The following is a 15880-nucleotide window of genomic DNA, read 5'->3' on the forward strand; positions in this document are numbered from 1 at the left end:
GTGCTGGTAGCGGCGCTAGTAGACGAGCGCCTGCACGCCGTCGGCCATGGCCTCGCTGACGAAGACCTGCGCACCGGCGATGCGCGCGCCCTCGATCAGGTCCTTCTCCTCGATGCCGCGGCGCGCCGCGCACTGCGTGCACAGCGTGATCATGCCGCCCCCGGCCCTGATCCCGTCGATCAGATCCGGCAGCGGCGCCGCGTGCGGCAGCTCGAACTCCGCCGCCCGTCCCGGCAGCGCGAACCACGACGACTCGCCGGTCAGCCACAGCGACACCTCGACGCCGCTGGCCGCGGCCACCGCCGCCACCGTGAACGCCTGCGAGCAGCGCTCGGGAGCGTCGGCCCCCGCCGTCACCTTGATCACGAGCTTCTTGGTCATACGGTCACTCTAGAAGCACGGTCGCTCCGGAAGCACTGATGGCCGGAAGGACGATCCACCTCACACAGCCGTTCGCGGGACGGCCGACTAGACTCGAGCCGGTCCATAACCACCACTCTCCGACCGAGGAGCGCGCTCGTGCTTGAGGCAGTCTTCACCACCCTGCTGGTCCTGGTCGCCGTCGGCGTCGTCGCCTTCGCGGGCCTGACCTGGAAGAAGCTGTACCAGGGCCAGCGCTGACCCCTCCCTTCCGCACGCACCCTCTAGAGATCGCCTGAGCTCATGATCGAGATTCCGTCCGACCTTCACCCCGACCTCGTGCCCCTGGTCTTCCTCCTCGGCAAGTGGGAGGGCGCGGGCGTCGCGGACTTCCCCGGCGAGGAGAAGTGCAACTTCGGGCAGGAGGTCACCTTCTCCCACGACGGCCGTGACTTCCTCGAGTACACCTCGCACACCTGGGTGCTCGACGGCGAGGGCAAGATGGTCCGCCCGCTGGAGACCGAGTCCGGCTTCTGGCGCATCGACAAGGACCGCAAGGTCGAGGTCGTCATGACGCGCCACTCCGGCGTCGCCGAGGTCTGGTACGGCGAGCTCGCCGACCAGAAGCCGCAGATCGACCTGGCCACCGACGCCGTCGCCCGCACCGAGGCCTCCGGCCCGTACTCCGGCGGCAAGCGCCTGTACGGCTACGTCAAGGGCGACCTGATGTGGGTCGGCGAGAAGGCGACCCCCGAGGTGCCGCTGCGCCCGTACATGTCCGCGCACCTGAAGAAGGTCGCCACCCAGCAGAGCCTGCAGGAGTGGGCCGAGAGCCTGCCCGAGGACCTGCCGGACGGCGTCTCCTTCTTCCGCCAGGACGGCACGCCGTACAACCCGTAAGCACCTCGTTTCCGCCCCGCGGGGGAAGTCCGGTCGAATCCCGGCGCTGACCCGCAACGGTAGGTGGGCCGTGCCCTTAGGGGCCCGGCCCACGAGCCCGATCGCCCGCGGCCGTGGACTGTTCCTGCACAACTCGCCGTGGACTGCGAGAGGACCTCCCACCCCGTGTCGACAGACACCCCGGCCCTGGCCCACCGCAAGCCGGGCCCGCCGCCCGGCGTCACCGCGCCACCCCGCCGGCTGCCGCTGCCGCCGCTCATGGCGGCCCTCCTCGGCGCCCTCCTCGTCTCGCTGCTGTGCTGCACGGCCCTGGGCTCCTCCGGCATCGGCTGGGGCGAGACGCTGCGCTATCTGCGGGCCGGGCTGACCGGCGGATCCATCGCGCCGGACGAGGTCTCCGCGTACACCATCGTGTGGGAGCTGCGCTTCCCGCGCGCCCTGCTGGCCGCCGTCGTCGGCTCGGGGCTGTCCGCCATCGGCGTGGGCGCCCAGGCCATGGTCCGCAACGCCCTCGCCGACCCCTTCACCCTCGGCATCTCCTCCGGCGCCGCCGTCGGCGCCAACGCCGTGCTGCTCTTCGGGGCGCTCGGCTCGCTCGGCGTGTGGGCCCTGTCCAGCGCCGCCTTCGCCTCCGCGCTCGCCGCCATGGCCCTGGTGTACGCGGCGGCCCGCACCCCGCACGGGCTGACGCCGCTGCGGCTGGTGCTGACCGGCAGCGCCATGTACTACGGCTTCTCCGCCATCACCACCCTCATGGTCTTCAGCGCCGACCGGGGCGAGGCGGCCCGCTCGGCGATGATGTGGCTGCTCGGCAGCCTGGGCGGCGCCACCTGGTCGTCCCTGCCCATCGCCGCGGTGGTCGTCCTGGCGGGCCTCGGGCATCTGCTGTGGTCGGCGCGCAGCCTGAACGCGCTGGCCATGGGCGACGAGACGGCCGCCGCGCTGGGCGTGGACGCGGAGCGGCTGCGCCGGGTGCTGTTCGTCGTCACGGCCGCCGTCACCGGGGCCGTGGTCGCCGTCAGCGGCGCGATCGGCTTCGTCGGGCTGATGGTCCCGCACGTCACCCGCATGCTCGTCGGCGCCGACCACCGCCGGGTGCTGGCCGTGGCACCGCTGCTGGGCGCGGTGCTGCTGCTGTGGGTCGACGTCGTCTCCCGGCTGCTGCTGGCGCCGGTGGAGCTGCCGGTCGGTGTGATCACCGCGCTCATCGGCGTGCCCTGTTTCGTGCTGCTGATGCGGCGGCGCGGCTACGTCTTCGGAGGTTCGTGATGCGGGTCGACGTCGAGGACCTGTCGGTCGACATCGCGGGCGCCCGGCTGGTGGAGGACATCGCGCTGCGGGCCGGCAGCGGGCAGTTCGTCGGGCTGGTCGGGCCCAACGGCAGCGGCAAGTCGACGCTGCTGCGCTGCGTCTACCGGGCGCTGCGGCCGGCCGCAGGGCGGGTGCTGCTGGACGGTGACGACCTGCACGCGCTGACCGCCCGCGAGGGGGCGCGGCGGCTGGCGGCGCTGCCGCAGGAGTCGGCCGGCGAGTTCGACTTCACGGTCGACGAGGTCGTGGCCATGGGCCGGCTGCCCCACCAGAGCGCGGCCGGGCGGGTCACGGCGGAGGACCTCGAGGTGTGCGCGGAGGCGCTGCGGCGCGTGGGTGCCGCCCATCTGGCCGGGCGCGGCTTCCTGCGGCTGTCCGGCGGCGAGAAGCAGCGCGTGCTGATCGCCCGCGCCCTGGCGCAGCAGCCGCGGGTGCTCGTGCTGGACGAGCCGACGAACCACCTGGACATCGCCCAGCAGCTCGAGGTGCTGTCGCTGGTGCGCGAGTCGGGGCTGACGGTGCTGGCCGCGCTGCACGACCTCAACCTCGCCGCCACCCACTGCGACGCCCTGTACGTCATCGCCGGCGGCCGCATCGTCGCCTCCGGCCCGCCGCACTCCGTGCTGACCGCCGAGCTGCTGGCCGAGGTCTTCGGCGTACGGGCGCACCGCGTGCCGCACCCGGCCTCCGGCGCACCGCAGCTGCTCTTCGACCGACTGACCTGAGGACACCTCCGCCCCATGCGCACCGCACGCATCACGCTCGCCCTGCTGGCCGCCGTCACTCTCACGAGCTGCGGCGCGAAGGTTTCGGACGCTCCCGACGACAAACAGGGCAAGGCCTCCGGTGGCCACTACCCGGTGACGATCGAGAACTGCGGCGTGAAGACGACGTACGACAAGGCCCCGCGCCGGGTCGTGACCAACGACGTCGGCATCGCCGAGATCATGTTCGCGCTCGGCCTGGAGGACCACATGGCCGGCTATGTGGCGCCCGACTACCGCACCAGCCGGGACGACAAGGGCGCGGCACCCTGGAAGAGCGGCTACGACAAGGTGAAGTGGCTGTCGAAGAAGGAGATCAATAAGGAGCTGGTCCTGGACGCGAAGGCCGACCTGGTCTTCGCGGGCTGGAGCTACGGCTTCGGCGAGGGCAACGGCTTCACCCCCGACGCGCTCAAGAAGCTGGGCGTCGGCTCGTACGTCCTCACCGAGTCCTGCCACAACAGCAGCACCGGCACCTCGCGCGGCGTGATGCCGCCGCTGGAGGCGCTCTACACCGACCTGGAGACGCTGGGGAAGATCTTCGACGTCGAGGACCGGGCGCGGCGGCTGATCGCCGACTTCAAGAAGAAGGTCGCCGACGCCCAGGCGAGCGTTCCCAGGGACGGAAGTGCGCCGCGGGTCTTCCTCTACGACGACGGCAAGGACAAGCCCCTGACGGCGGGCGCGTTCGCCGGGCCGCACGACATCATCACCAAGGCCGGCGGCGACCACGTCATGAAGGACCTCAAGGACTCCTGGGTCACGGTCGGCTGGGAGAGCGTCGTCGAACGCGACCCCGAGGTGATCGTCATCAACAACTACGGCAACGTCGGCGCGGAGGAGAAGAAGAAGTTCCTGATGTCCTACCCGCCGCTGGCCAACGTCTCCGCCGTCAAGAACGACCGCGTCTTCGTGCTGGACTACGTCGACCTCGTCGAGAGCCCGCGCAACCCCGCCGCCGTCGCCGCGCTCGCCGAATACCTGAACGGGGTACGCAAGGGCTGAGGCTGCCTAGACTGGGAGCGTGGTGGACACCGACTGGCAGAGCGATCTCCGTAAGCGCGGCTACCGGCTGACCCCGCAGCGCCAGCTCGTGCTGGAGGCGGTCGACCGCCTCGAGCACGCGACGCCGGACGACATCCTCACCGAGGTCCGCAGGACCGCGGGCGGGGTGAACATCTCGACCGTCTACCGCACGCTGGAGCTGCTGGAGGAGCTGGGGCTGGTCAGCCATGCCCACCTCGGGCACGGTGCGCCGACGTACCACCTCGCCGACCGGCACCACCACATACACCTCGTCTGCCGCGACTGCACCGGCGTCATCGAGGCCGATCTGGGGGTGGCCGCGGACTTCACCGCGAAGCTGCGCGAGGACTTCGGCTTCGAGACGGACATGAAGCACTTCGCGATCTTCGGCCGGTGTGCCGGGTGCTGTGGCAAGGCACCGCGTGAGGCGCCTCGTGAGGTGCCGCCCGCCGCGCCGTAGGCTGGTCGGCATGCTGCGTCAAACGAAGAGCCCTCTGCTGTCGCTGCCCGGCGCCGTCCCCGCCGAGGGCCCGGACGAAGGTGTCGCCGCCCACTACGGCGACCTGTTCCGCGAGCAGCGCGCGCTCGCGTCCGGTTCGGGGTTCGTGGACCTCTCGCACCGCGGTGTCGTCACCGTCACCGGCCCCGACCGGCTGAGCTGGCTGCACCTGCTCCTCACCCAGCACGTCAGCGAGCTGCCGCCGGGGCAGGCCACGCAGGCGCTGATCCTCTCCCCGCACGGCCACATCGAGCACGCGCTGTACCTGGTGGACGACGGGGAGACCACCTGGGCGCACGTGGAGCCCGGCACGCAGGGCGAGCTGATCGCGTACCTGGAGAGCATGAAGTTCTTCTACAGGGTCGAGGTCGCCGACCGCACGGACGACGTGGCGGTGGTGTTCCTGCCGGCCGGCTCGGTCGTGGAGGCGCCTGAGGGTGTCGTGGTGCGGGAGACGGCCTACGGCCGTGACCTGTTCCTGCCGCGTGAGCGGCTGGAGGAGTTCGCGGCGGAGCACGGGCCGGCGGCGGGCGTCCTGGCATACGAGGCGCTGCGCGTCGAGGGCCACCGGCCGCGGGTCGGTCTGGAGACCGATCACCGCACGATCCCGCACGAGCTGGGGCTCATCGGCGAGGCCGTGCACCTGCAGAAGGGCTGCTACCGGGGTCAGGAGACCGTCGCGCGCGTCCACAACCTGGGGAAGCCGCCGCGTCGGCTGGTCTTCCTGCACCTGGACGGCAGCGTGGTGACGCTGCCGGCCCACGGGGACGCCGTGCGGCTGGCTTCCGACGGGCCGGAGGGGCGTCAGCTGGGGTTCGTGACGACGGCTGTGCGGCATCACGAGCTGGGGCCGATTGCGCTGGCGCTGGTGAAGCGGAACGTCCCTACGGACGCCGAGTTGCTGGTCGGGGAGGGTACGGCGGCGGCGCAGGAGACGGTGGTCGAGCCGTAGCGTTTGCCTGCGGCGCTGTGGTGCGGGGCCGGGGTGGGACGGCGGGCCCTTCTGGGGCTGGATTATTTACGGCCCCTGTCCTGCGTCGGGCTGACCCGGAACGTCGCCGCAAATAACCCTTACGCCCCTGCCAGGGCCCGCCGTCCCACCCCGGCCCCTCCCGTCCGTGGGCACGTGTGGTCAGGCCCCCGTCAGACCTCCACCAGCACCGTGAACGGGCCGTCGTTCGTCAAGGTCACCTTCATGTCGGCCCCGAAGCGGCCCGTCTCCACGTGCGCGCCCAGCGCCCGCAGCCGCGCCGCCACCTCGTCGACCAGCGGCTCGGCCACCGGGCCGGGGGCCGCCGCGTTCCACGTGGGGCGGCGGCCCTTGCGGGCGTCACCGTAGAGGGTGAACTGGGAGATCACCAGCAGCGGCGCCCCGATGTCCGAGCAGGACTTCTCGTCCTTCAGCACGCGCAGCGACCACAGCTTCCGGGCCAGCTGCGCGGCCTTCTCCGGGGTGTCCTCGTGCGTCACCCCCACCAGCACGCACAGGCCCTCGCCGATGATCTCGCCGACCACCCGGCCGTCCACGGCGACGCTCGCCCCGTCCACCCTCTGCACCACAGCACGCATACGGACCATGATGCCCTGCGCCCGTACGGGTTCCATCGCGTGAAGAGACCCTGCGCCCGGGGCACACCGAATGGCACGATGCGTGCAGGCGGTGCCTTATGCGGGCAACGGCGAGGCAACCCTGCCGCACACCGCCCGAGGGGACGGAACCGCATGACCACACCCACCGAGGATGGCCGAATGCTCACGGCGGCGGACCGCACGGCCATGGAGCTCCGCGCAGGCGGAGGTGAACCGTTGCACGCCAGACCCCCGACCCAGCGCTCCGGGCGGCTGGCGGACGTCCCCGGGCGCCGGATGAACGAGCTGAGCCTGGCGGAACTGCGCGCGCTGCGCCGCGAGGCCCAGCACGAGGAGGCCGACCTCAGCTATGTGCGCAGGCTCCTGCAGGGCCGCATCGACATCCTGCGGGCCGAGCTCGCCCGCCGTGCGGCGCCCCAGTCGCCGACGGTGGAGCGCCTGCTGGTCGACCGGCTGGCGGAGATCCTCTCCGACGGCCCCTCCCCCCAGCGCTCCTCCGCCCGGCACGTGACGCTGCGCACCCCGCACAGCGAGGAGTCCCGGCGCCTGGTCGAGGACATGCTCGCGGAGGTCGAGCTGTCGGACCTGGCCGCCCGCACCGACGGCGAGCTGCGCGAGGCCATGGCCCGTCTGGCGGGCTACGAGCGCCAGGTGTCCCTGCGGCGTCAGGGGGTGCAGCGCACCGCCGACGATTGCAGTGCCGAGATCGCGCGCAGGTACCGTGAAGGAGAAGCACAAGTAGACGACCTGCTCTCCTGATCACCCCCATCCGGGGTCACCGGGCCGGTCCTCGCACCACCCGGAAGGCCGACGATGACCGCCTCGACCCACGCATCGCCCGCGAACGCCGACGCCTCCGGCATACCCGGCGGCACGTCCCCGGTCCTCGCCGAGGTCGTCCGCTCGGGCTTCGTGGAGGGGCTGCACCGCGGCTCCCTGGTGATGCTGGCGGCCGACGGCAGCGTCGAGTTCGCGCTCGGCGACCCCGCGGCCCCGGTCTACCCGCGCTCGGCCAACAAGCCGATGCAGGCGGCGGCCGTGCTGCGCGCCGGGCTGGAGCTGTCCGGGGAGCGGCTGGCGCTGGCGGCCGCGAGCCACTCCGGGGAAACGTTCCACCTCGATCTCGTCCGCAAGATGCTCGCCGAGTTCGGCCTCCCGGAGGACGGCCTGCAGACCCCGCCGGACCTGCCGCTCGACCCCGTCGAGGCGGAGTCGTACCTGGCCTCCGGCCAGGTACGCGACCGGATCACCATGAACTGCTCCGGCAAGCACGCCGCCATGATCGCCGCCTGCGCGGTCAACGGCTGGGACACCGTGACCTACCTCGCCCCCGAGCACCCGCTGCAGCGGCTGGTCCTGGAGGTCGTGGAGCGGGTCAGCGGCGAGTCCGTCGCCCACGTCGGCACCGACGGCTGCGGCGCGCCCCTGATGGCGCTCTCCCTGACCGGCCTGGCCCGCGCCTTCCGCGGCTTCGTCGTGGCGGAGCCGGGCACGCCGGAGCGCGCCGTCGCTGACGCCATGCGCGCCCACCCCGAGTACGTGGCCGGCACCCGCCGCCCCGACACCTGGCTGATGAGCGAGGTGCCGGGCGTGCTGTCGAAGATGGGTGCCGAGGCCGTCCAGGCCGTGGCCCTGCCGGACGGCCGCGCCCTCGCCTTCAAGATCGACGACGGTGCCGGGCGGGCGCTGGGCCCGGTGCTGGCCCGCGCGCTGGCCATGATGGGCGTCGAGGCCCCCGTCCTGGCCCGCATCGCCGAGCAGCCGCTGCTGGGCGGCGGACAGCGGGTCGGCGAGATCCGCGCGGCCTTCTGACCGGGCCACGGGCCGCGCGCGCCGCGCGGGCGGGCGCGCGCGGCGTGAGGGCAGCCGTGCGCCGCGTACCGGCCTCCTGACGACCGTAAGAAAACGCGTGCGTCCGGCCTTGGGCAGCACCTAGCGTGCCGTCATGAGCCTAGAAGTCCGCACGATCGACGAGTCCGACCTCATCGACTGGCTGCGCGCCATGCGCACCGGCTTCCTGCGGCCCCCCGTGGTCACCAAGGAGGAGGCCGAGATACGCCGGGGCGGCATGGACTTCGAGCGCTCGCTGGGGGCCTTCGACACGGCCGCCGGACGCTGCGTGGGCACGCTGCGCAGCTTCACGCAGCGCATGACCGTGCCCGGCGGCGCGTCCGTGACCACGAACGCCCTCTCCAACATCACCGTCTCGCCGACGCACCGCCGGCGCGGCCTGCTCACCCGCATGATGAACCGCGACCTGCGGGCCGCCAAGGAGCGCGGGGACACCGCCGCCACCCTCATCTCCGCCGAGTACCCCATCTACGGGCGCTACGGCTTCGGCCCGGCCACCTGGGTCACCGAGTGGGAGGTGGAGGTCGCCCGCACCGGGCTCGACCCGCGCTACGCGGGACCGGCCGACGGCGGCAGCGTCGAACTGGTGGACGGCGCTGCCGTCCGCGAGCTCGGCCCCGCCCTGCACGAGCGGCTGCGCGCCACCCTGCACGGCGTGATCGACCGCACCGAACGCTGGTGGCGGATCGCCACGAACGACCTCCCCAATCCGGGCCGCCCGGAGTGGACGGAACCGTTCTACGTCCTCTACCGCTCCCCCGACGGCACCCCGGACGGGCTGCTGGCCTACACCGCCGACGACGTGTGGGAGGCCAAGCGCTCGATGGACACCGCCACCGTGCACGGCCTGATCGCGGTCTCGCCGGAGGCCGAACGCGCCCTGTGGCACTACCTGTTGTCCGTCGACTGGATCACCAAGGTCGTCTCCGGCCTGCGGGCCCCCGACGACCTCCTGCCACTCCTGCTGCCGGACCCGCGCGCCGCCAAGGTCATCACGCACGCCGACTACCTGTGGCTGCGCCCCCTGGACATACCGGCCCTGCTGGAGTCCCGTACGTACACCGCCACCGGCTCGCTGGTCCTGGAGGTCACCGACCCGGACGGCCTGGCCGGCGGACGCTTCCTCCTGGAGGCGACACCGGACGGCGCCACCTGCGTACCCACCAAGCGACCGGCCGAACTAACTCTCGGAGTAGGCGAACTGGGCAGCCTGACCCTGGGCGACGAATCGGCAGTACGCCTGACAGCACTGGGCCGCGTAGCCGAGGAACGCCAGGGCGCGGCCGGACAAGCGGACGTCCTACTACGCACGGCCCGCCGCCCGTGGTGCCCGGACCAGTTCTAGGGGCCGACGACGGGAGGGGGCCGGGGGCGGAGGAGGGTGTTCCGGAATGCTGCCGGATATTTGTGGGCCCAAGTTCCGGGAAGCCAACACGAGAAACGGCAACGGGCCCGTAAATATCCGATTCCGGAACACCCTCCGGAGCCCCCGGCCCCCGGAACCCACGACAACCGGCACCCGAAACCCGGCATCCGAAAACAACCCTTGACCTCAACTGAACTTGAGGTAAGAGGCTGTGCCGCATGTCGCAGACCACGTACCGCCTTGCCGTCATCGTCTCCTCCACCCGCGCCGGCCGCTTCGCCCCCACCGTCGCCAACTGGCTGGCCCAGCAGACCGATCAGCGCACCGACGTCGAGGTCGACGTCATCGACCTCGCCGACCACCCGCTGCCCGTGCACCTCACCGGCGAGCCCGGCCCGGAGGACGCGGCGGCCCTCTCCGCCGTGACCCCGCGACTGGCGGCGGCGGACGCCTTCGTCGTCATCACGCCCGAGTACAACCACAGTTACCCGGCGCTCCTGAAGAACCTCATCGACTGGCACTACACCCAGTGGCAGGCCAAGCCGGTGGCCTTCGTCTCCTACGGCGGCCTCTCCGGCGGCCTGCGTTCCGTCGAGCACCTGCGCCCGGTCTTCGCCGAGCTGCACGCCGTCACGATCCGCGAGACGGTCAGCTTCCACAGCCCGTGGGGCAAGCTGGACGAGACCGGCACGCACCTGGACGAGGAGGCCGGGGACGCAGCCCGCGCAGCCGCGAAGGTGATGCTCGACCAGCTGGCCTGGTGGGCCCTGTCCCTGCGCGAGGCCCGAGAGAAGCGCCCGTACGGGGCCTAAGGGGGAGGGAAGCACCCGCCCAGGAACCCGGCAGGGACGTTCGCACGAACGGGGGTCGAGCGAACGCTGCCGACGGCCGGGCAGCGGGCCGGGCGGACGGCATTCCGCCCGGCCCCGCCAAGGCCACGGCCAGGCCCGCCCTACTCCCCCGGCACCGCCACATGCTGGTTGAGCCCCCCGTCGACCGGCAGCTTCACGCCCGTCGTGAACGTAGCGTCGGCGGCCAGGTACAGCGCGGCGCGCGCCACCTCGTCCGCCGTGCCGTGCCGCTGCATCGGGGTGGCCGCGTCGCCGACGGCACGGAAGTGCGCCTGCTCCTCGGCGGACAGCCCGGCGACGCCCATGGTGGGGGTGTCGATGAAGCCGGGGCTGACGGCGTTGACGCGGATGCCCTGGCCCACGAGCTCGGAGGCCAGCACCTGGGCGAAGGACCACAGCGCGGACTTCGTTCCCGAGTAGACGGCCATCCCCGGGTAGCCGCCCGCGTCCGCGACGGACGTGGTGAAGACGATCGCCCCGCCTTCCCGCAGCAGCGGCAGCATGCGCTGCACGGTGAAGAACGCGCCCTTGGTGTTCACCGCGAACTGGCGGTCGTAGGACTCCTCGGTGACCTCCGCGAACGGGCCCAGCTCCGAGATGCCGGCGTTGATGAAGAGGTAGTCGACGTGCCCGAGGGTCTCCTCGACCGTCGTGCCGAGCGCCGCGATGTCCGTGAGGCTCGCGGTGTCGGAGCGGACGACGTGGGCGGCGGGGCCGAGTTCGTTCCGCGCGTCCTGCAGGTTCTTCTCGTTGCGGCCCGTCAGCAGCACGTCCGCGCCGCCTTCGACGAGGCGCTTGGCGATGGCGAGGCCCATGCCGATCGTTCCGCCGGTGATGACGGCCTTCTTGTTCGCGTATTTCGTCATGCCGAGAACGGTGCCGGTGCGCGCTGATGATCCGCTGAGGAAGGGCTGATGACCGGCCGTCAGTGGGCTGGGTTACGGTCGGGACATGCGGTTCGGGGTGCTCGGTCCACTGACGGTGTGGGACGAGGCGGGGGTTCCGGTCACGGTGCGCGAGGCGAAGGTCCGGGCGCTGCTGGCCGTTCTTCTGGTGCACGAAGGATGTCCGGTCTCCGCCGACCGGCTGCTGGACCATCTGTGGGGCGAGGCCCTGCCGGGCAATCCGACCAACGCCCTGCAGGCGAAGGTGTCCCAGCTGCGCCGGGCGATCGGCCGCGAGCGTGTCGTCCACCAGCCGCCGGGCTACCGGCTTCGTCTGGCGGACGGCGAGAGCGACGCCGGCCGTTTCCAGGCGCTGCTCGCCCGTGCCCGCGCCGTCACGGCCGCGCGCGAACGCGCCGCGCTGCTCACGGAGGCGCTGGGGCTGTGGCGGGGTCCGGCCTACGCCGGGTTCACCGATTCCGCCGATCACGGTGACTTCGCCGACGGGTCGTACGTCCGTCCGGCCGCGCTGCGACTGGAGGAGCTGCGGCTGTCCGCGCTCGAGGACCAGGCGGAGGCCCGGCTGGAGCTGGGCGAGCACGACCGTCTGGCCGGTGAGCTCTCCGAGCTGGTGGCCCGGCACCCGCTGCGCGAGCGGCTGCGCGGCCTGCAGTTGCGGGCGCTGTACCGGGCCGGGCGGCAGAGCGAGGCCCTGGCCTCGTACGGCGAGCTGCGCGAGCGGCTGGCGGAGGAGCTGGGCCTTGATCCGGGCCCGGAGCTGGCGGCCCTGCACCAGGGGATCCTCACCCAGGCGCCCGAGCTGGCCGCCGGGCCGCCCGCGGTGCCGCGTACGAACCTACCGGCGCCGCTCGGCGAGCTCGTCGGCAGGCGGGAGGCGGTGGCGGAGGTGGTCGCGCTGTTCGCGGCGGGCAGCCGGCTGGTGACGCTCACGGGGCCCGGCGGGGTCGGAAAGACCGTCCTGGCGGCCGAAACGGCAACGCGGTTCACCGCCGGCACGGGCACGACGGACGGCCGGACCGGCACGGACGGCGTGTGGCTGGTGGAGCTGGCCGGGCACCACGGCGATCACGACAGCCTCGCGGAGGTGGTCGCCGGCACGCTGGGCATCCGGGACGACGGCGCGCGCACCGGCCCGCCGGGCACCGCCGCCGTCCCCGCGCCGTCGGCCACGGACCGGCTGGCGGCCGCCCTGCGGGACCGTGACGCGCTGCTGATCCTGGACAACTGCGAGCAGGTCGTCGAGCCGATGGCGGAGCTCACCGGACGGCTGCTGCGCGCGGCGCCGGGCCTGCGGGTGCTGGCCACGAGCCAGGAGCCGCTGGGGCTGGCGGCCGAGACGGTGCGCGTGGTCGAGCCGTTGCGGGGCGACGACGCGGTGCGGCTGTTCGCGGCCCGCGCGGCGGCCGCGGCGCCCGGCTTCGTCCTGGACGCCTCCACCCGGGAGGCCGTCGAGGTCATCTGCCGGCGGCTGGACGGGCTGCCGCTCGCCCTGGAGCTGGCGGCCACGCGCGTACGGTCACTGGGCGTGCGCCAGCTGGCGGACCGTCTCGACGACCGCTTCCGCGTCCTGACCGGCCGCCGCGGCGGCCCACGCCGCCAGCAGACGCTGCGGGCGGTCATCGACTGGAGCTGGGAGCTGCTGACCGCCCCCGAGCGCATCGTGCTGCGCCGCCTCGCCGCGCACACCGACGGCTGCACCGCGCGGGCGGCGGAGGCCGTGTGCGCGGGCGAGGGCGTGGCCCCGGAGGACGTGCTGGACCTGCTCGCCCGGCTGGTCGACCGGTCCCTGGTCGTCATGACCGACGGCCCGACCGGCGCCCGCTACCGGCTGCTGGAGTCGGTCGCCGCCTACGCCACCGAGCGCCTGCACGAGATGGAGGACGAGACGGCCGTCCGTGAACGGCACCTGCGGTACTACACGGACCTCGCCGAGGAGGCCCGTCCGTATCTGCACGGCCCGGGGCAGCACGACTGGTTGCGGCGGCTCGACGCGGACAGCGGCAATCTGCGGTCCGCGCTCGACACGGCGGTGCGCCGGCCCGGCGCGGCGGGCGAGGCCCTGCGGCTGGTGTCGGCGCTGTCCTGGTACTGGCTGCTGCGCGGCCGCCCGGGGGAGGCACGCCGCTGGGCGGAGGCGGCGCTGACGGCGGACGCGGCGCTGACGGCGGACGCCACCGGCGCGTCCGTCACAGCCGATACGGAAGGGGGCGTACGAAGCGAAGTACGCGCCCTGCACCACGCCTTCGCCCTGCTCACCGGCCATGCCGCGCCCCCGGCGCGGACGGGTGGGGAGCCGGGGCCGGCGGAGTCCGGGGTGCCGCCCAGGGCCCTGTGGTTCCACGCGTACGCCCTGTTCAACACCGGCAATCTGGCGGCCAGCGAGGAGCTGACCGGCCGCGCGCTGGCGGCGTTCCGCGAGCACGGGGACCGCTGGGGCGTCGCGGCGGCGCTCGGCCTGCGGGCGACGCACGCCCTGGTGCGCGGCGAGCTGGCGGCGATGGAGGCGGACGGCGAGCGCAGCGCCGCGCTCTTCAGGGAACTGGGCGATCGCTGGGGCGAGTTGCAGAGCGTCGCCCCGCTGGCGACCCTCGCCGAGATCGGTGGCGACTACGCGCGTGCCGAGCGGTTGCTGCACGACGCCCTGCGGATCGCGGAGGATCTTCAGCTGGCCACCGAGGTCTGCCAGCTGCTCTCGCGCCTCGGACGGATCGCGCTGCTCACCGGCGACCACGACCGGGCGCGGGAGTTGCACGAGCGGGCGCGGCGCGGCGCCGCCGAACAGGGCTTCAAGTTCGGGGAGATCCACGCCGAGCTGGGCCTGGCCCTGACGGCCCGCCGCGCGGGCGACCTCGCCACGGCCGAGGCGCTGCTGCTGCGCATCCGCGACTGGTACGCCGAGGTCTCCTCCGAGCCCGGCAATTCGCTGGTCCTTGCGGAGCTGGGGTTCGTCGCGGAGCTGCGCGGCGATGCCGGGGCCGCCCGCGCCCGCCACCGGGAGTCCCTCGCCACGGCCCGTGTCCTGGGCGACCTGCGCGCGATGGCCCTGCCACTGGAGGGCCTGGCGGGCGCCGAGTTCCTGTCCGGCCGTCCGGAGCGGGCCGCTGTGCTGCTGGGCGCCGCGAGCGCCGCCCGCGCGGCGGCCGGTGCCCCGCTGCCGCCCGCCGAGCGCGGCGACGTCGACCGTGTCACGGCCTCGGCGCGCGCCGCCCTGGGCCCGGCGGCGTTCACGGCGGCGTTCGAGCGCGGCACCGCACTCGGGCCCAACGAGGCGGCCGAGGCGGCGGCCGATGCGGCGGGCCCGGCCGAAGGGGATTTTCATCCCTCACATACGATTACTGCACATTCTTACGAATAGAGGTTGCCTTACATGAAGTTGTCCCGGATCACGGCGGTGGCCGCCGCGGCCGTCCTCGCCCCGGCCGCTTTCCTGGCCGCCCCTGCCTCCGCCGCCACGGACACCGCCGCCGACAGCAAGAACCCGGCCGTGACGGCCCCGGCCCCTGACGAGCGGACGTCCCCGCAGACCGCGCCGACGACCGACGGCGGCAAGAAGACCGACGAGACGAAGACGAAGACCAAGGCCACCATCGGGCTCAAGAACTACCCCAAGTCCGTCACCACGGGCGGCTGGACGGAGTTCGCGTTCACCGTCGACAACACCGCCGGCAGCGAGACCATCGACCCGCTGCGCGTCACGTTCATGTTCAGCGGCGGCGGCGAGAAGACGGTCAAGAGCACCCAGCGGATCGACTACCGGAGCAAGGACGGTTCCTGGGTCCGGATCGACGACAAGACTCCCGGCGGCACGTTCGTCGGCCAGTTCACGGGGGGCAAGGTGGAGAAGGGCCAGGTGGCCACCGTCGAGCTGCGCGTGAAGCTTGCGTCCGACTACCCCACCGGCACGGCCCGCACCATGATCGACATCTGGGGCACCGAGCGGCACGTCCTCCCGGAGGTCGCTGTCGTCAAGGAAGGCGGCGCCAAGCCCACGCCGGACGGCTCTGCCAAGCCCACCCCGTCCACCGGCGGAAGCTCGGCCAAGCCCTCGCCGTCCACGGACGCGAGCACCAAGCCCACCCCGTCCGGGAAGCCGGAGGCCACGCCCTCCGCCCGCCCGTCGGCGTCGACCGCCCCCTCCGCCTCGGCCTCGTCGTCCCCGGCGACCGCCGTCAACACCTCCGCCCAGGGCGGTGGTGACGCACTGGCCACGACCGGCGCGGGCAACGACACGCCCTGGATCGTCGGTGCCGCCGTCGTCGCCGTCGCCGCGGGCGCGGGCCTGGTCGTCATGACCCGCCGCCGCCTGGCCGGCAACCGCTGACGCCGCGCGGGGCCCGGACACCCGGGCCCCGCCGCGCCGACCGCGCTTGGCCGCGGCGGGAGTTCGGGTACAGTGACGGCCATCAGTTGTGCCCGACCGAGGAGGTGAGACCCATTACCGCAGTAGCAGGCCGGGT

At 73.0% G+C, this 15880-nt stretch carries 15 protein-coding genes and 1 riboswitch; of the genes, 12 read left to right on the forward strand and 3 right to left on the reverse strand.

Annotated elements, in window-relative coordinates:
• Nucleotides 1-15: 15 nt before the first annotated feature.
• Entirely contained in the window at nucleotides 16-381 is a 366-nt protein-coding gene (locus ACIG36_RS25555) for a DsrE family protein (RefSeq protein ID WP_399932139.1), read from the reverse strand.
• Between the two features lie 282 nt (nucleotides 382-663).
• On the opposite strand from ACIG36_RS25555, the gene ACIG36_RS25560 reads away from it, so the two are divergent.
• The 6 genes from ACIG36_RS25560 to ACIG36_RS25585 all read left to right on the forward strand — a co-directional run bounded on the left by ACIG36_RS25560 (nucleotide 664) and on the right by ACIG36_RS25585 (nucleotide 5812).
• The gene (locus ACIG36_RS25560) at nucleotides 664-1260 is read left to right on the forward strand and encodes an FABP family protein (protein ID WP_399932141.1); all 597 of its coding nucleotides are present in this window, start codon (nucleotides 664-666) and stop codon (nucleotides 1258-1260) included.
• A 21-nt stretch (nucleotides 1261-1281) separates the two neighbouring features.
• Nucleotides 1282-1367, forward strand: a riboswitch (cobalamin riboswitch).
• 151 nt (nucleotides 1368-1518) lie between these two features.
• Complete coding sequence (locus ACIG36_RS25565; RefSeq protein WP_399932334.1) at nucleotides 1519-2529, forward strand: FecCD family ABC transporter permease; 1011 nt, start codon at nucleotides 1519-1521, stop codon at nucleotides 2527-2529.
• Nucleotides 2529-3296 (forward strand): ABC transporter ATP-binding protein, encoded by a 768-nt coding sequence (locus tag ACIG36_RS25570; protein WP_399932144.1) that lies wholly within the window; start codon nucleotides 2529-2531, stop codon nucleotides 3294-3296. Before ACIG36_RS25565 ends, ACIG36_RS25570 begins: the two co-directional genes overlap by 1 nt.
• Nucleotides 3297-3311: 15 nt before the next feature.
• Entirely contained in the window at nucleotides 3312-4340 is a 1029-nt protein-coding gene (locus ACIG36_RS25575) for an ABC transporter substrate-binding protein (protein WP_399932147.1), read from the forward strand.
• Nucleotides 4341-4359: 19 nt separating this feature from the next.
• Nucleotides 4360-4821 carry a Fur family transcriptional regulator gene (locus ACIG36_RS25580; protein WP_399932149.1) on the forward strand — a complete coding sequence of 154 codons (462 nt, stop codon included), beginning with the start codon at nucleotides 4360-4362 and terminating at the stop codon, nucleotides 4819-4821.
• Between the two features lie 10 nt (nucleotides 4822-4831).
• On the forward strand, nucleotides 4832-5812 hold the full coding sequence (locus ACIG36_RS25585; RefSeq protein WP_399932152.1) for a YgfZ/GcvT domain-containing protein: 981 nt from the start codon (nucleotides 4832-4834) through the stop codon (nucleotides 5810-5812).
• Nucleotides 5813-6003: 191 nt separating this feature from the next.
• Here the strand turns inward: ACIG36_RS25585 and dtd are convergent, their stop codons facing one another.
• Nucleotides 6004-6429 carry a D-aminoacyl-tRNA deacylase gene (gene dtd / locus ACIG36_RS25590; protein ID WP_399932155.1) on the reverse strand — a complete coding sequence of 142 codons (426 nt, stop codon included), beginning with the start codon at nucleotides 6427-6429 and terminating at the stop codon, nucleotides 6004-6006.
• A gap of 153 nt (nucleotides 6430-6582) precedes the next feature.
• On the opposite strand from dtd, the gene ACIG36_RS25595 reads away from it, so the two are divergent.
• From ACIG36_RS25595 to ACIG36_RS25610, 4 genes are all read left to right on the forward strand, one after another.
• Nucleotides 6583-7209: an AmfC protein gene (locus tag ACIG36_RS25595; RefSeq protein WP_399932158.1), complete on the forward strand. Its 627-nt coding sequence runs from the start codon at nucleotides 6583-6585 to the stop codon at nucleotides 7207-7209.
• Between the two features lie 54 nt (nucleotides 7210-7263).
• The gene (locus tag ACIG36_RS25600) at nucleotides 7264-8262 is read left to right on the forward strand and encodes an asparaginase (RefSeq protein ID WP_399932161.1); all 999 of its coding nucleotides are present in this window, start codon (nucleotides 7264-7266) and stop codon (nucleotides 8260-8262) included.
• Nucleotides 8263-8395: 133 nt separating this feature from the next.
• Nucleotides 8396-9646, forward strand: a complete 1251-nt coding sequence (locus ACIG36_RS25605) for a GNAT family N-acetyltransferase (RefSeq protein ID WP_399932164.1) — start codon at nucleotides 8396-8398, stop codon at nucleotides 9644-9646.
• Nucleotides 9647-9885: 239 nt separating this feature from the next.
• The gene (locus tag ACIG36_RS25610) at nucleotides 9886-10479 is read left to right on the forward strand and encodes an NADPH-dependent FMN reductase (RefSeq protein ID WP_399932166.1); all 594 of its coding nucleotides are present in this window, start codon (nucleotides 9886-9888) and stop codon (nucleotides 10477-10479) included.
• Nucleotides 10480-10619: 140 nt separating this feature from the next.
• Here ACIG36_RS25610 and ACIG36_RS25615 read toward each other — a convergent pair whose 3' ends face one another.
• Nucleotides 10620-11384: an SDR family oxidoreductase gene (locus ACIG36_RS25615; protein ID WP_399932168.1), complete on the reverse strand. Its 765-nt coding sequence runs from the start codon at nucleotides 11382-11384 to the stop codon at nucleotides 10620-10622.
• 85 nt (nucleotides 11385-11469) lie between these two features.
• On the opposite strand from ACIG36_RS25615, the gene ACIG36_RS25620 reads away from it, so the two are divergent.
• Both ACIG36_RS25620 and ACIG36_RS25625 read left to right on the forward strand, forming a co-directional pair.
• Entirely contained in the window at nucleotides 11470-14778 is a 3309-nt protein-coding gene (locus ACIG36_RS25620; protein ID WP_399932170.1) for a BTAD domain-containing putative transcriptional regulator, read from the forward strand.
• Nucleotides 14779-14790: 12 nt separating this feature from the next.
• A complete protein-coding gene (locus ACIG36_RS25625; protein ID WP_399932174.1) occupies nucleotides 14791-15744 on the forward strand; it encodes an LAETG motif-containing sortase-dependent surface protein in 954 nt (317 codons plus the stop codon).
• The last annotated feature ends 136 nt before the right edge of the window (nucleotides 15745-15880 follow it).

The organism is Streptomyces sp. NPDC053048, from assembly GCF_044547045.1.
Taxonomy (GTDB): Bacteria; Actinomycetota; Actinomycetes; order Streptomycetales; family Streptomycetaceae; genus Streptomyces.

Bases quoted from the DNA above. Each gene is read 5' to 3' on its own strand.
- ACIG36_RS25555 (WP_399932139.1), bottom strand. From the start codon at position 381: ATGACCAAGAAGCTCGTGATCAAGGTGACGGCGGGGGCCGACGCTCCC.
- ACIG36_RS25560 (WP_399932141.1), top strand. From the start codon at position 664: ATGATCGAGATTCCGTCCGACCTTCACCCCGACCTCGTGCCCCTGGTC.
- ACIG36_RS25565 (WP_399932334.1), top strand. From the start codon at position 1,519: ATGGCGGCCCTCCTCGGCGCCCTCCTCGTCTCGCTGCTGTGCTGCACG.
- ACIG36_RS25570 (WP_399932144.1), top strand. From the start codon at position 2,529: ATGCGGGTCGACGTCGAGGACCTGTCGGTCGACATCGCGGGCGCCCGG.
- ACIG36_RS25575 (WP_399932147.1), top strand. From the start codon at position 3,312: ATGCGCACCGCACGCATCACGCTCGCCCTGCTGGCCGCCGTCACTCTC.
- ACIG36_RS25585 (WP_399932152.1), top strand. From the start codon at position 4,832: ATGCTGCGTCAAACGAAGAGCCCTCTGCTGTCGCTGCCCGGCGCCGTC.
- dtd (WP_399932155.1), bottom strand. From the start codon at position 6,429: ATGCGTGCTGTGGTGCAGAGGGTGGACGGGGCGAGCGTCGCCGTGGAC.
- ACIG36_RS25595 (WP_399932158.1), top strand. From the start codon at position 6,583: ATGACCACACCCACCGAGGATGGCCGAATGCTCACGGCGGCGGACCGC.
- ACIG36_RS25600 (WP_399932161.1), top strand. From the start codon at position 7,264: ATGACCGCCTCGACCCACGCATCGCCCGCGAACGCCGACGCCTCCGGC.
- ACIG36_RS25605 (WP_399932164.1), top strand. From the start codon at position 8,396: ATGAGCCTAGAAGTCCGCACGATCGACGAGTCCGACCTCATCGACTGG.
- ACIG36_RS25610 (WP_399932166.1), top strand. From the start codon at position 9,886: ATGTCGCAGACCACGTACCGCCTTGCCGTCATCGTCTCCTCCACCCGC.
- ACIG36_RS25615 (WP_399932168.1), bottom strand. From the start codon at position 11,384: ATGACGAAATACGCGAACAAGAAGGCCGTCATCACCGGCGGAACGATC.
- ACIG36_RS25620 (WP_399932170.1), top strand. From the start codon at position 11,470: ATGCGGTTCGGGGTGCTCGGTCCACTGACGGTGTGGGACGAGGCGGGG.
- ACIG36_RS25625 (WP_399932174.1), top strand. From the start codon at position 14,791: ATGAAGTTGTCCCGGATCACGGCGGTGGCCGCCGCGGCCGTCCTCGCC.